Origin of the sequence: Microbacterium pullorum, assembly GCF_014836535.1 — a bacterium.
GTDB classification, from domain to species: Bacteria; Actinomycetota; Actinomycetes; order Actinomycetales; family Microbacteriaceae; genus Microbacterium; species Microbacterium pullorum.
The window spans coordinates 44,995-57,538 of record NZ_JACSQP010000005.1; the positions used below are offsets into that span (position 1 = coordinate 44,995).

General features: G+C 70.2%; 13 protein-coding genes. 10 read left to right on the forward strand and 3 right to left on the reverse strand.

Going from position 1 to position 12,544, the window contains the following annotated elements; all coding sequences use genetic code 11:
* Positions 1-115: 115 nt before the first annotated feature.
* The 5 genes from H9651_RS09230 (at position 116) to H9651_RS09250 (ending at position 4,277) form a co-directional block, all read left to right on the forward strand.
* Positions 116-637, forward strand: a complete 522-nt coding sequence (locus H9651_RS09230) for a glycine cleavage system protein R (RefSeq protein ID WP_191719021.1) — start codon at positions 116-118, stop codon at positions 635-637.
* Positions 638-699: 62 nt separating this feature from the next.
* Entirely contained in the window at positions 700-873 is a 174-nt protein-coding gene (locus tag H9651_RS09235) for a hypothetical protein (protein WP_191719022.1), read from the forward strand.
* Positions 874-1,100: 227 nt separating this feature from the next.
* The gene (gene thrS, locus H9651_RS09240; protein ID WP_191719023.1) at positions 1,101-3,092 is read left to right on the forward strand and encodes a threonine--tRNA ligase; all 1,992 of its coding nucleotides are present in this window, start codon (positions 1,101-1,103) and stop codon (positions 3,090-3,092) included.
* Positions 3,089-3,646, forward strand: a complete 558-nt coding sequence (locus H9651_RS09245) for an HIT family protein (RefSeq protein WP_191719024.1) — start codon at positions 3,089-3,091, stop codon at positions 3,644-3,646. Before thrS ends, H9651_RS09245 begins: the two co-directional genes overlap by 4 nt.
* A gap of 34 nt (positions 3,647-3,680) precedes the next feature.
* Positions 3,681-4,277 carry a hypothetical protein gene (locus H9651_RS09250; RefSeq protein ID WP_191719025.1) on the forward strand — a complete coding sequence of 199 codons (597 nt, stop codon included), beginning with the start codon at positions 3,681-3,683 and terminating at the stop codon, positions 4,275-4,277.
* An 18-nt stretch (positions 4,278-4,295) separates the two neighbouring features.
* On the opposite strand, the gene pdxY is transcribed toward H9651_RS09250, so the two are convergent.
* Positions 4,296-5,147 carry a pyridoxal kinase PdxY gene (gene pdxY, locus H9651_RS09255; protein WP_191719026.1) on the reverse strand — a complete coding sequence of 284 codons (852 nt, stop codon included), beginning with the start codon at positions 5,145-5,147 and terminating at the stop codon, positions 4,296-4,298.
* Between the two features lie 19 nt (positions 5,148-5,166).
* Positions 5,167-6,495 carry an aminotransferase class I/II-fold pyridoxal phosphate-dependent enzyme gene (locus H9651_RS09260; protein ID WP_191719298.1) on the reverse strand — a complete coding sequence of 443 codons (1,329 nt, stop codon included), beginning with the start codon at positions 6,493-6,495 and terminating at the stop codon, positions 5,167-5,169.
* Between the two features lie 99 nt (positions 6,496-6,594).
* Between H9651_RS09260 and pdxS the strand changes: the two genes are divergently transcribed.
* Positions 6,595-7,479 (forward strand): pyridoxal 5'-phosphate synthase lyase subunit PdxS, encoded by an 885-nt coding sequence (gene pdxS, locus H9651_RS09265; protein WP_191719027.1) that lies wholly within the window; start codon positions 6,595-6,597, stop codon positions 7,477-7,479.
* A 2-nt stretch (positions 7,480-7,481) separates the two neighbouring features.
* Entirely contained in the window at positions 7,482-8,072 is a 591-nt protein-coding gene (gene pdxT, locus H9651_RS09270; RefSeq protein WP_191719028.1) for a pyridoxal 5'-phosphate synthase glutaminase subunit PdxT, read from the forward strand.
* 10 nt (positions 8,073-8,082) lie between these two features.
* Here the strand turns inward: pdxT and H9651_RS09275 are convergent, their stop codons facing one another.
* A complete protein-coding gene (locus H9651_RS09275; RefSeq protein ID WP_191719029.1) occupies positions 8,083-9,465 on the reverse strand; it encodes a pyridoxal phosphate-dependent decarboxylase family protein in 1,383 nt (460 codons plus the stop codon).
* A 97-nt stretch (positions 9,466-9,562) separates the two neighbouring features.
* Between H9651_RS09275 and H9651_RS09280 the strand changes: the two genes are divergently transcribed.
* From H9651_RS09280 to H9651_RS09290, 3 genes are all read left to right on the forward strand, one after another.
* A complete protein-coding gene (locus tag H9651_RS09280; protein WP_191719030.1) occupies positions 9,563-10,327 on the forward strand; it encodes a YebC/PmpR family DNA-binding transcriptional regulator in 765 nt (254 codons plus the stop codon).
* Positions 10,328-10,397: 70 nt separating this feature from the next.
* On the forward strand, positions 10,398-10,982 hold the full coding sequence (ruvC, locus tag H9651_RS09285) for a crossover junction endodeoxyribonuclease RuvC (protein WP_191719031.1): 585 nt from the start codon (positions 10,398-10,400) through the stop codon (positions 10,980-10,982).
* A gap of 129 nt (positions 10,983-11,111) precedes the next feature.
* Positions 11,112-12,515, forward strand: coding sequence for an HNH endonuclease signature motif containing protein (locus H9651_RS09290; RefSeq protein WP_191719032.1), 1,404 nt, complete (start codon positions 11,112-11,114; stop codon positions 12,513-12,515).
* The last annotated feature ends 29 nt before the right edge of the window (positions 12,516-12,544 follow it).

Below are 12,544 nucleotides of genomic sequence, written 5' to 3' on the forward strand. Positions count from 1 at the left end.
AGTGGTGTGTCAGCGAAGGGCGGCGGATGCCGCGCCGGATGCGGCGGCGGATGCGACCGACGCCGGCGTGACCGGGCGGATGTCGCGCCGAAAACGGCGGGGCTAGGCTCGGCCCATGGCACACCTCGTCCTCACCGTCGTCGGCGATGACCGCACCGGTCTCGTCCGCGCCCTCGCCGACACCGTCGCCGCTCACGGCGGCAACTGGGAGCGCAGCGAACTGGCGGAGCTGGCCGGCGCCTTCGCCGGGGTCGTCGTGGTCAGCGTGCCCGACGCCGAGGAGATGGCTCTCACCTCCGCCCTGCGCAGCCTGGAGGGTCTGCTGCGCGTCACGACGCACACCGGGGTGGATCCCACGGCATCCGAGGCAGACGGTGCGAGCCACGTCACCTTCGAGGTGATGGGCAACGACCGACCCGGCATCGTCCGTGACGTCACCGCGACGCTCGAGGCGTGTGGGCTCAGCATCGATGCACTCACCAGTCGCACCGTCGCCGCGCCGATGTCCGGCGGCACGCTGTTCGAGGCGACCGTCGCTGTGCGCGTACCCGCCGACGTCGACGTCACGACCGTCGTGTCCGCGCTCGAGCAGCTCGCGAGCGAGATTCAGGTCGACATCACGGTCGGGGACGGCTAGCACATCTCGCGAATGGCTGCACTTGGCTAGCATCAGTAGTTGGTTCTCCACGGAGGTAGTCAATGTTCATCCTGTTCGCGGTGCTGTTTCTTCTCGGCTTCTACCTCTTCGGGTTGGCGTTCGCGGTCGACTCGGGCCTCAGCGCCTTCATCTTCGCCTCCGGCATCATCTCGATTTCGCTGGCACTCGCCCTGATGGTGCACGCCCCGGGAACCGCTCGCCGACAGGACTCCTGAGCGCCGCCGCGCGTGACAGTGCCGGCGACAGCACGGCGAGCTTCGCGGCATCCATCATCGCGGTGCGTTCACCCCACTAGAATCGTCCGCATGGAACTGCGCCGGATTGCCGCTGCGACCGTCGTCGCGGCCACCGGCACGCGAACGCTTCACGCCTGAGCGGGCGGGGCGCCCGGCGCCCGAAGCTGAGCATCGATTGTTCCGAGCCACCTTCTGGAGAAGCTCCTGTGACTGACGTGTCGTACCCCGTCGACGGTTTCACCCTGTTCCCCGATCGCTCCGTCGTTGCGCTGCGCGTCGACGGCGAGCTCAAGGACCTCGCGACGGTGGTGTCGGATGCCGACACCGCCGAGCCGGTCTACGTCGACAGCCCCGACGGACTGTCGATCCTGCGCCACTCCACGGCGCACGTGCTCGCCCAGGCGGTGCAGCGCATCAAGCCGCAGGCCAACCTCGGCATCGGCCCGCCCATCGAGAACGGCTTCTACTACGACTTCGGCGTGGACGAGCCCTTCACCCCCGAGGACGTCAAGGCCATCAAGAAGGAGATGGAGCGCATCGTCCGCGAGAACCAGCGCTTCGTCCGCCGTGTGGTCACCGATGAGGAAGCACGCGCCGAACTCGTCGACGAGCCGTTCAAGCTCGAGCTGATCGACCTGAAGGGCGGTTCGAAGGATGCCGCCGAGGGCGCGTCCGTCGAAGTGGGCGCCGGTGAGCTGACGATCTACGACAACGTCAGCCGCGACGGTGAGACAGTCTGGAAGGACCTGTGCCGCGGCCCGCACGTGCCCGGCACCCGCATGGTCGGCAACGGCTGGGACCTCACCCGCATCGCCGGGGCCTACTGGCGTGGCAGCGAGAAGAACCCGCAGCTGCAGCGCATCTACGGCACCGCCTGGCCCACGAAGGACGAGCTGCGCGCCTACCAGCAGCGTCTGGAAGAGGCGGCCAAGCGCGACCACCGCAAGCTCGGCAAGGAACTGGACCTGTTCTCGTTCCCCGACGAGATCGGCTCGGGCCTGTCGGTGTGGCATCCCAAGGGCGGCGTCGTCCGCGGTGAGATGGAGCAGCACGCCCGGCGACGCCACATCGAGGGCGGCTACACGTACGTGTACACCCCGCACATCTCCAAGGAAGACCTCTTCCTGCAGTCCAACCACCTCGTCACCTACCGCGAGGGCATGTTCCCACCCATCCGCATGGACGAGGAGCGCGACGCCGACGGGCACGTCACCAAGCAGGGCCAGGACTACTACCTGAAGCCCATGAACTGCCCGATGCACATCCTCATCTACAAGGAGCGGGCACGCAGCTACCGCGACCTGCCGATGCGTCTCGCCGAGAACGGCACCGTCTACCGCAACGAGCTCTCGGGTGCTCTGCACGGCCTTACCCGCGTGCGCGGCTTCACGCAGGACGACTCGCACCTGTTCGTCACCCCCGACCAGCTCGAGGTGGAGACGACGCGGGTGCTGGAGTTCGTGCTCTCGATGCTGCGCGACTTCGGGCTCGAGGACTTCGAGCTCGAACTGTCGATGCGTGACGATGAGAAGGAGAAGTGGATCGGTTCGGAGGAGTTCTGGGAGTACTCCACCAATGCCCTGCGCAACGTCGCCCACTCGAGCGGTCTGAAAGTCACCGAGGTCCCCGGCGAGGCCGCCTTCTACGGCCCCAAGATCGATCTGAAGACGCGCGACGCCATCGGACGCACCTGGCAGCTGTCGACCGTGCAGGTCGACGTCAACCTGCCTGAGCGCTTCGACCTGGAGTACACCGGTCCCGACGGCGAGAAGCACCGCCCGATCATGATCCACCGGGCGCTGTTCGGTTCGATCGAGCGGTTCTTCGCGATCCTGCTGGAGCACTACGCCGGCGCCTTCCCGGTGTGGCTGGCTCCTGTTCAGGTCGTGGGGATCCCGGTGGCCGCCGACTTCGGCGACTACCTCGACGGCATCGTCGACCAGCTGCGCCTGCAGGGCGTGCGCGCCGAGGTCGACCACTCCGACGACCGCATGCAGAAGAAGATCCGCACGCACACCACCCAGAAGGTGCCGCTGCAGCTGATCGCGGGGGAGCAGGACCGCTCGGCCGGCACCGTGTCGTTCCGCTTCCGCGACGGCACGCAGACCAACGGCGTCCCCGTCGACGAGGCGATCGCCCTCGTGCTGCGCGCCATCGCCGACAAGACGCTCGTCAACACGGCCGAGGACCTGGCGTGAGCGAGCAGGAGCTCGTCGACGCGGCGACCCTGCCCGGGGTGCCCGACGAGTTCCAGCGGCTGTGGACCCCGCACCGCATGGCCTACATCCGGGCCGGTGCCGACGCCATGCGCGCCGCGTGCCCGTTCTGCGCCGCCCCGGACAAGTCCGACGAGGACGGTCTGATCGTCCACCGCGGCCGCACCGCATACGTGCTGCTCAACCTCTTCCCGTACAACTCGGGCCACCTGCTGGTGTGCCCGTATCGCCATGTGGCGACCTACGACCAGGCGACGCCCGAGGAGGTCGGCGAGATCGCCGAGCTCACGCAGGTCGGGATGCGGGTGCTGCGCGAGGTGGCCCGGTGCGACGGATTCAACATCGGCATGAACCAGGGCGCCGTGGCCGGGGCGGGCGTGGACGAGCACCTGCACCAGCACATCGTGCCGCGGTGGGCCACCGATGCGAACTTCTTCCCGATCATCGCGAAGACCAAGGCCCTGCCGCAGCTGCTGGGCGAGGTGCGCGAGGCGGTTTCCACAGCGTGGCAACGGGAGGTCGGCCAAGCCCAGTAGCCTGGCGGGACGCTCCCGAGAGGAAACCGCTTTCATGAAATCCACCCGTGCGCTGGCCACCGTCTCGGCCGCAGTGCTGGCCCTGTCTCTGACCGCCTGCGCGTCGTACCCCACCGAGGGGGCGCAACGCGTCGATGAGACGGGCACCTCCGCACCCGTTCCGGAGGCCACGCCGGACGACTCGACCACGGTGGACGAGGCGGAGGGCGACGCGGAGGCCGATGAGTTCACTGCGGCGTTCGCGGAGCGCGACGCCTTTCTCGCCGCCCAGCAGCAGCCGTTGGACGGCTCGGCGCTGGTGGCCAAGACGCCTGAGCAGCAGGCGCTGGTGGCCGAGCAGCGGGCGTACATCGAGTCGCAGGGCGCTCAGTGGGACTCCCAGGTGGAGACGCTCACCCTCGCCCTCACCCTCGACGCGTGCGAGACGTCGATCCTCAACGGCCACGACGTGACCGTCGACGTGTTCCGCGCGCACGTCGCCACGTCGCCGCTCATCGCCAGTGTCGCCGGCGACGACCCCGCGATGATCGACGGTGCCGTGAGCATCATGGTCTTCGGCACCGGGTTCATCTGCCCCGATGACGCCCCGCAGTGGGAGGCCGCGTGGACGGAGTCCGGCGGCGTCTACTGAGCCGCCTCAGCCTGCGTCTCAGCGCACCTGACGCACCTCGAACTGCAGACGCGGCTCGCCGTAGAACTCCTGCGCCTCGATGAGGGCGAGTTCCCGCGTGCCGGATTCGTGGGTCAGTCGCAGCAGATCGTAGACGCTGGATGTGGTGCGCGCGAGCGCCTCGGCCGCACTGCCGGTGCGCCGGTAGTGGGCGGTGAAGAGCGCCGCGGTGACGTCGCCGGAGCCGTTGGCCTTCATCGGCAGCAGCGGCGTCTGCACGATCCACGCACCGGCGTCGTCGACCACGAGCATCTCGATCGTGCCCTCGGGGCGATCGGGACGCTCGACGCTCGTCACGAGCACCGTCCGCGGCCCCATCGCGCGAGCGCGGTCCGCGGCATCCAGCGTCTCGTCGATCGTCGCGGGCTCGGTGCCGGTGAGGAAGCCGAGCTCGAACTGGTTGGGCGTGATGATGTCGGCCACCGGCACGACCTTCTCGCGCAGCAGGACCGGGATGCTGGGGGCGACGAAGCAGCCCGACTTGGCGTTGCCCATCACCGGGTCGCACGCGTAGACGGCATCCGGATTGGCCGCCTTCACCCGCGCGACGGTGTCGATGATGACCTGGCCGATGCCCTCGCCGCCCTGGTAGCCCGACAGCACGACGTCGATGTCGGCGAAGGCGCCGCGTTCCTCGATGCCGGTGATGACCTCGCGCACGTCGTCGGGGGAGATGAGCGGACCGCGCCAGGAGCCGTACCCGGTGTGGTTGGAGAAGTTCACGGTGTACACCGGCAGCACCTCCACCCCGATGCGCTGGAGCGGAAAGACGGCCGCGGAGTTGCCGACGTGACCGTAGGCGACGGCGGACTGGATCGACAGGATGTTCACGGCAGGGGACCTTCTTCTCTCATCGGGTGGCCGTCGCACGGACGGCGGCGGCGATGTCGGCGGCGAGGGACTCCGCGTCGGCATCGGACAGGGTGTGCACGGTCAGGCGCAGGCGGTGCGCGGCGCTCTGGTCGGCCAGCACGAACTCGTCGCCGGGGCGGGCGAGCCAGCCGCGACGCATGAGCTTTTCGGTGACCGCGCGCGCGGGGACTCCCACATCGACCCACAGGCTGAGACCGTCGCCGGCTGTGCACGCGACGCCGTGGGCGGTGAGGCGTTCGGCGAAGGCGCGGTTGCGGGCGAGGTAGTGCTCGCCGGCACGGTCGATGCCTGCGAGCACCTCGGGGTCGGTGACGAGCGCGACGGTCAGCCGCTGCAGCAGATGACTGACCCAGGTGCTTCCGGGACTCAGCCGCATGGCGAGCCGGTCGGCGGTGTCGGGATCGCTCGCGGTGATCGCGAGACACATGTCGGGCCCGAGGGACTTCGACACCGACCGCACCAGCGCCCAGCGGCGATGCGACGGTCCGACGATCGAGTGGTAGGGCTGGCGGGTGAGCATGGCGGAGTGGTCGTCGATGATCACGAGCACGTGCGGATGCCCGGCGAGCACATCCCGCAGTTGTTCCGCGCGACGGGCGGTGAGGCTGACGCCCGTGGGGTTCTGCGCGCGCGGTGTGCAGATCACGGCGCGCACACCGTCTTCCAGCGCAGCCTTGAGACCGTCGACGGTCATGCCCTCCGCGTCGACCGGCACGGCCACGGGTCGGTAGCCGCCCAGGCGCACGGTGCGGATGCTGGAGAGGAAGCAGGGGTCTTCGAGCGCGACGGCGTCGTCGCGGGTGAGGGCTTGGGCGAGCAGCCGCTCCATCGCGTCGACGGCGCCTCCGGTGACCGTGATGCGCACCGCCCGCGGGTCGGCGACGTCGGGGGACACCCAATCGTGCGCCCATCGTTCGAGATCGGGGTCGACCACCGGTTCGCCGTAGAGCACGGGGCGACCGGCGAGCGCGGCGAGGGCGCGGGAGAGATCGGGGATGAGGGCGGGGTCGGGGTTGCCGTCGCCGACATCGCGCAGCACGCTGTTCTGCGCATAGCCCTCCGTCGGGAGGGGGCCGGGCGCGGTCACCCGCGTGCCGGCGCGTCCGAGCGTGACGACGAGGCCGGCCTGACCGAGCAGTCGGTAGGCGGCGACGACGGTGTTGCGGTTGACGCCCAGCCGATCGGCGAGCGCGCGCACGGAGGGGAGGAGGTCGCCGGGGGAGAGCCGCCCACTGTCGATGAGGTCGCGCACGCTCTCCGCGATCTCCGCCGCGGAGGCACCCGTGATCGCCTCGTCCACCCGCATGTCATCCATCCCTCTGAACCTACAGCTCAGGACATGCTAGCTTCTGGCATAGGTCAAACAGCACATCGACGCGACAGACGCGTCGGGAGGGAACGGATCATGTCGACCACCGGAACCGGCCGCGTCAAGCGCGGTCTCGCCGAGATGCTCAAGGGTGGCGTGATCATGGACGTCGTCACCGCCGAGCAGGCACGTCTGGCGGAGGATGCCGGCGCCGTCGCCGTGATGGCCCTCGAACGCGTCCCCGCCGACATCCGCGCGCAGGGCGGCGTCGCACGCATGAGCGACCCCGACCTCATCGACGACATCATCGCCTCGGTGTCGATCCCGGTCATGGCCAAGGCCCGCATCGGCCACTTCGTCGAGGCCCAGGTGCTGCAGCACCTCGGCGTGGACTACATCGACGAGTCGGAGGTGCTCTCACCGGCCGACTACGTCAACCACATCGACAAGTGGGGCTTCACGGTGCCGTTCGTGTGCGGCGCGACGAATCTCGGCGAGGCGCTGCGACGCATCAGCGAAGGGGCGGCGATGATCCGTTCCAAGGGCGAGGCCGGCACCGGTGACGTCTCCGAGGCGACGCGGCACATCCGCACGATCTCCGGCGAGATCGCCCGGCTCCGCTCGATGAGCAAAGACGAACTCTACGTCGCGGCCAAGGAACTGCAGGCCCCCTACGACCTCGTGGCGGAGGTCGCCGACAACGGCCGCCTGCCCGTCGTGCTGTTCGTCGCCGGTGGGGTGGCGACCCCCGCCGATGCCGCCATGATGATGCAGCTCGGTGCCGACGGGGTGTTCGTGGGCTCGGGGATCTTCAAAAGCGGCAAGCCCGCCGAGCGGGCGGCCGCCATCGTCAAGGCGACGACCTTCTACGACGATGCCCAGGTCGTCGCCGATGTCTCCCGCGGTCTCGGCGAGGCGATGGTCGGCATCAACGTCGCCGACCTCGCCGCGCCCCACCGCCTCGCCGACCGCGGCTGGTAGTCGTGGCGGCACCGCGCGCCGGGGTGCTCGCCCTGCAGGGGGACGTGCGCGAACATCTGCGCGTCCTTGAGCAGCTGGGCGCGGACGCGGTGCCGGTGCGCACGCCCACCGCCCTGGCATCCGTCGATGCGCTCGTCATCCCCGGTGGGGAGTCGAGTGTCATCGACAAGCTCTCCCGCACGTTCGGGCTGCGCGAACCGGTGCGTGCGCGCATCGCCGCGGGGATGCCGGTGTACGGCACGTGCGCGGGACTCATCCTGCTCGCCGACCGCATCACCGATGGGGCGCCGGGACAGCAGACCTTCGGCGGCATCGACGTGACGGTGCAGCGCAACGCGTTCGGCGCGCAGGTGGAGTCGTTCGAGACCGACCTGTCCGTCGCCACCCTCGGCGACCCGCCGGTGCACGCGGCGTTCATCCGGGCGCCGCGGGTGACCGAGGCGGGGCCGGGCGTCGAGGTGCTGGCCTCGCTCGAGGACGGCAGCGTCGTCGCGGTGCGGCAGGGGCGCCTGGTGGGCACTGCGTTCCACCCCGAGATGACGGGGGAGCACCGCTTCCACGCCTTGCTGCTGTCGATGCTGCGCGACCGCTGAACGGGGCGGGTCAGACCGACGCGCCCTCCCGTGACAGCCGCGCGATCGCGGCGACCGTGCGATCGATGTCCTCAGGCGTCGTGGCCCAGTTCGACATCGAGCAGCGCAGCACCGCCCGGCCGCGCCAGAGGGCACCGGTGAGGGCTGCGGTGCCGTCGGTGAGGATCGCCGCCCCGAGGGTGCACGTGGCGGTGTCGTCGTCGAGGCGGAACATCACCTGGGTGTAGACGACGTCGTTCACCACCGTGATACCCGGCACCTCCCGCAGACCCGCCTCCAAGCGGAGGGCGTTGCGATGCAGCCGGTCGACGAGCTCGCCGACGCCCGTGCGACCGAGAGACCGCAGCGCCGCCCACACCGGCACGCCGCGCCCCCGGCGCGACAGCTCGGGCGTGACGTCCCACGGGTCGAGGCTCGTGTGCATGAGGTAGTCCCCGCCGGCGTGGAACATCGCGATCGAGTCCTGCGGTCGCCGCACGATCGCCATGCCGCAGTCGTAGGGCACGTTGAGCGTCTTGTGCGCGTCGGTCGACCAGGAGTCGGCGTCGCCGACACCGGCGGTGAGCGCCTCGAGCGTCGGGGTGGCCGCCGCCCACAGCCCGAACGCCCCGTCGACGTGCACCCACGCGCCATAGCCGCGGGCGAGCGGGATGAGATCGGCGAACGCGTCGAACGCCCCGGAGTGCACCTCGCCCGCCTGCAGGCACACCACGGTCGGCTGCCCCTCGGGTGCGGCGGCGAGGGCGTGGGCCAGCGACTCCGGCAGCATCCGCCCCTCGCCGTCGGCGGCCACGACCGTGATCTCGTCCGCGCCGACCCCGGCGAATCGCAGCCCGCGGTCGACGGCGCCGTGACGGTCGGCGCCCACGATGAAGCGCACCGAAGGTGCGCCGCGCAGGCCTCGGCGGGCCATGTCCCACCCCGCATCGCGCAGCACCGCATTCTGAGCGACTGCCAGGCACACGTAGTTGGACATCTGCGCGCCCGTGACGAAGCCGACGGATGCCTCGGCGGGCAAGCCCAACAGGTCGCACACCCAGGTGCCCGCGACCCGTTCCATCGCGACGACCGCGGTCGTCATCGTCGACGAGCCGGAGTTCTGATCCCACGCCGACACCAGCCAGTCCGCCGCCAGCGCCGCCGGCAGCGTGCCGCCGATCACGAAGCCGAAGAACCGGCCGCCGGGGATGGCGACCAGGCCCGGATCGGCGTCGGCCGCCAGTGCGGTCACGACTTCCTCGGCATCCGTGCCTGCCTCCGGGATCGGGCCGCCGAACACATCGATCATCTCGTCCAGGGTCGCCCGCGGCCACACCGGCCGATCGTCCAGACCGGCGAAGAACCCGGTCGCCGCCCGGTGCGCCGCGGCGAGGGCTCGCTGCCTCTCATCCATGCCGCACAGTGTCCTCCCGATCGCCCGCGCGTACCACCCACCCACCCATGCACGGAAGGGCGTTACGCCGGGCGCCCGGCGCCCTAGACTTGTGCGCATGTCCGGCCACTCCAAGTGGGCGACGACGAAGCACAAGAAGGCCGTCATCGACGGACGCCGCGCCAAGTCTTTCGCCAAGCTCATCAAGAACATCGAGGTCGCCGCCAAACTCGGCGGAGCCGACCTCTCAGGCAACCCGACCCTCTACGACGCCGTGCAGAAGGCGAAGAAGACCTCGGTCCCCAACGACAACATCGACCGCGCGATCAAGCGCGGTGCGGGTATCGGGGGAGAGGCCGTCGAGTACACCTCGATCATGTACGAGGGGTACGGCCCCAACGGCGTCGCCCTCATGATCGAGTGTCTGACAGACAACCGCAACCGCGCCGCGGCCGAGGTGCGCACCGCGCTCTCGCGCAACGGCGGCAACCTCGCCGACCCCGGCAGCGTCGCCTACAACTTCACCCGCAAGGGCGTCATCGTGGTGTCGTCGGAGGGCACGACCGAGGACGACGTCATGCTCGCCGTCCTCGACGCCGGTGCCGAGGAGATCCTGCCCCACGGGCAGGGGTTCGAGGTCATCACCGAGGCGTCCGACCTCGTCAAGGTGCGCACGGCGCTGCAGGATGCCGGCATCGACTACGAGTCGGCGGACGTCGAGTTCGTCCCGAACCTCAAGGTCGAGATCGACGCCGACACCGCGCGCAAGGTGTTCCGCCTGATCGATGCCCTCGAAGACAGCGACGACGTGCAGAACGTCTTCAGCAACTTCGATCTGACCCCCGAGGTGCAGGCCGAACTCGCGAGCGACAGCGAAGAGTGACCGCCGGGTGCGCGTGGCCCGGGCGGAGCGCCTGGACCACGCGCGCCGAACCGCGGGTTAGCGTGGACGAATGGCATCCACCGGCACCCTTCGCGTGCTCGGCGTCGATCCCGGATTGACGCGGTGCGGCGTGGGCGTGGTCGATGTCGCCCGCAACCGATCGGCGTCGCTCGTGCACGTCGGCGTGGTGCGCACCGATCCGTCGATGCCGATCGAGCAGCGGTTGGCCGCGATCGCCGCGGGGCTGCGTGCCGTGCTCGATGAGCACCGACCCGACGTGGTCGCCGTGGAGCGCGTGTTCGCGCAGAACAACCGCAGCACGGTGATGGGCACGGCCCAGGCCAGCGGCATCGCGCTGCTGCTGGCGGGGGAGCGCGGACTGCCCGCGGCGACCCACACCCCGTCGGAGGTCAAGGCGGCCGTGACCGGCTACGGTTCCGCCGACAAGCTGCAGGTGCAGACGATGGTCGCCCGGGTGCTGCGGCTGGATGAGCTGCCGCAGCCGGCGGATGCGGCCGATGCGCTCGCGCTGGCGCTGTGTCACGCGTGGCGCGGCGGACCGACGGCCTCAGCCGGCGGCGCGGGGTCCGCCACCCTGACTCCCGCCCAGCGGGCGTGGGCGGATGCCGAGCGCGCGCGTGTGACGCGACGCTGAGGCCGGAGCGGGAGGGGCGGTCACTGCAGCTTCCTCCACAGGGGTTGCGTGCGTGAGTTCTCCACAACCCCAGGTGGGCCGTGTTTTTGAGACCACTCAGTGTCGGTGGCCCACGTCAGAATGAGGGGTATGAACAAGCCCCCGGCCGCTACGACGATGCGACGCGATACGCGGTCGCGTGGGGCGGTGTTGGGGGAGTTGGAACGCACCCGGGCGCGGATCGCGGCGTTGCGGGCCGAGGAACTCGGGTTGCTGGCGCGGGCGGATGCGATCGCTGCGGAACAGACCGCGCGGGTGCCGTCGGCGGCGGGCCGGGAGCGGGAGATCCCGTTGCGGGAGATGGCGGCCGAGGTCGCGGGGGTGTTGCGCCGGTCGGACCGGGTGATGCAGAACCGGTTGCATGACGCGACCGTGCTGGTGACCGGGTTCGCCGCGACCGTCGCCGCACTAAGGGCCGGTGCGATCGACATCGCCCATGTGCGACTCGTGCACGAGGCCGGCGCCCGCATCACCGACGCCGACGCCCGCGCCCGGTTCGAACAAGCCGCGCTGGTGGTCTGCGAGCGGGAGACCCCCGGGCGGGCGCGTCCGATCATCGCGATGATCGCGCAGAAACTGCACCCCGTGCCACTGGAGGAACGTCACGCTGAGGCGGTGGGGCAGCGGCGGGTGTGGGTGCGGGACCTCGATGATGGCATGGCGGAACTCGCCGCCGTCCTCCCCGCCGCGTTGGCATACGCGATCCACGACCGCCTCACCCAGTACGCGCGTGAGGTCGCGGCCGCGCGACGCGGTGCGGGCAGCGCGGAGCCGCCGGACACCGCCACTACGGGCGCCGAACCCGCAGACACCGATGCTGCGGACACCGACCGCGCCGCGCCTGCGTCGACCGCGGCGGAGGACACCGATCCCGCGGGCACCGGTCCTGCGGCCACCGATACCCGCACCGCCGATCAGGTCCGCGCGGATGTCCTCACCGACCTGCTGCTCACCGGCCACGCCAGCACCCCCGGCCCGCACGCGATCACCGCCCGAGTGCAGATCGTCATCCCCGCGGCCACTCTCACCGGCGAAGGCACCGCACCCGCCGAACTCCTCGGGTACGGACCCATCGACCCCGACACCGCCCGCCGCCTCGCCGCAACCAGCGACCTGTGGGAACGGGTCTTCACCTCACCCACCACCGGCGCCGTGCAACACGTCGACACCTATCGGCCCAACCGGGCACAACGAAGACACCTCGACGCCCGCGATGAGCACTGCCGATTCCCGGGATGCCGCAGACCCGTCTACTACTGCGACCACGACCACACGATCGACCACGCCCGCGGCGGACCCACCGCCCTCTGCAACCTCGCCAACCTTTGCGTCCGCCACCACACCCTCAAACACGCCAGCGCCTGGACCGTGATCCAAAAACCCCACGGCATCCTCGAATGGACCAGCCCCACCGGCCGGGTGTACACCGACATCCCACGACGCGTCCTCGAATTCACCGCCCTCACCACCACCGAACACCCACCACCGTTCTGAGCACGAGTGCGGGCGTCACCGCGTGACGG

What these genes read in the sequence shown, in the direction of transcription:
- H9651_RS09230 (WP_191719021.1), top strand. Translation starts at nt 116, where the DNA reads ATGGCACACCTCGTCCTCACCGTCGTCGGCGATGACCGCACCGGTCTC.
- pdxS (WP_191719027.1), top strand. Translation starts at nt 6,595, where the DNA reads ATGTCGACCACCGGAACCGGCCGCGTCAAGCGCGGTCTCGCCGAGATG.
- H9651_RS09235 (WP_191719022.1), top strand. Translation starts at nt 700, where the DNA reads ATGTTCATCCTGTTCGCGGTGCTGTTTCTTCTCGGCTTCTACCTCTTC.
- ruvC (WP_191719031.1), top strand. Translation starts at nt 10,398, where the DNA reads ATGGCATCCACCGGCACCCTTCGCGTGCTCGGCGTCGATCCCGGATTG.
- H9651_RS09250 (WP_191719025.1), top strand. Translation starts at nt 3,681, where the DNA reads ATGAAATCCACCCGTGCGCTGGCCACCGTCTCGGCCGCAGTGCTGGCC.
- H9651_RS09275 (WP_191719029.1), bottom strand. Translation starts at nt 9,465, where the DNA reads ATGGATGAGAGGCAGCGAGCCCTCGCCGCGGCGCACCGGGCGGCGACC.
- H9651_RS09260 (WP_191719298.1), bottom strand. Translation starts at nt 6,495, where the DNA reads ATGCGGGTGGACGAGGCGATCACGGGTGCCTCCGCGGCGGAGATCGCG.
- H9651_RS09290 (WP_191719032.1), top strand. Translation starts at nt 11,112, where the DNA reads ATGAACAAGCCCCCGGCCGCTACGACGATGCGACGCGATACGCGGTCG.
- H9651_RS09280 (WP_191719030.1), top strand. Translation starts at nt 9,563, where the DNA reads ATGTCCGGCCACTCCAAGTGGGCGACGACGAAGCACAAGAAGGCCGTC.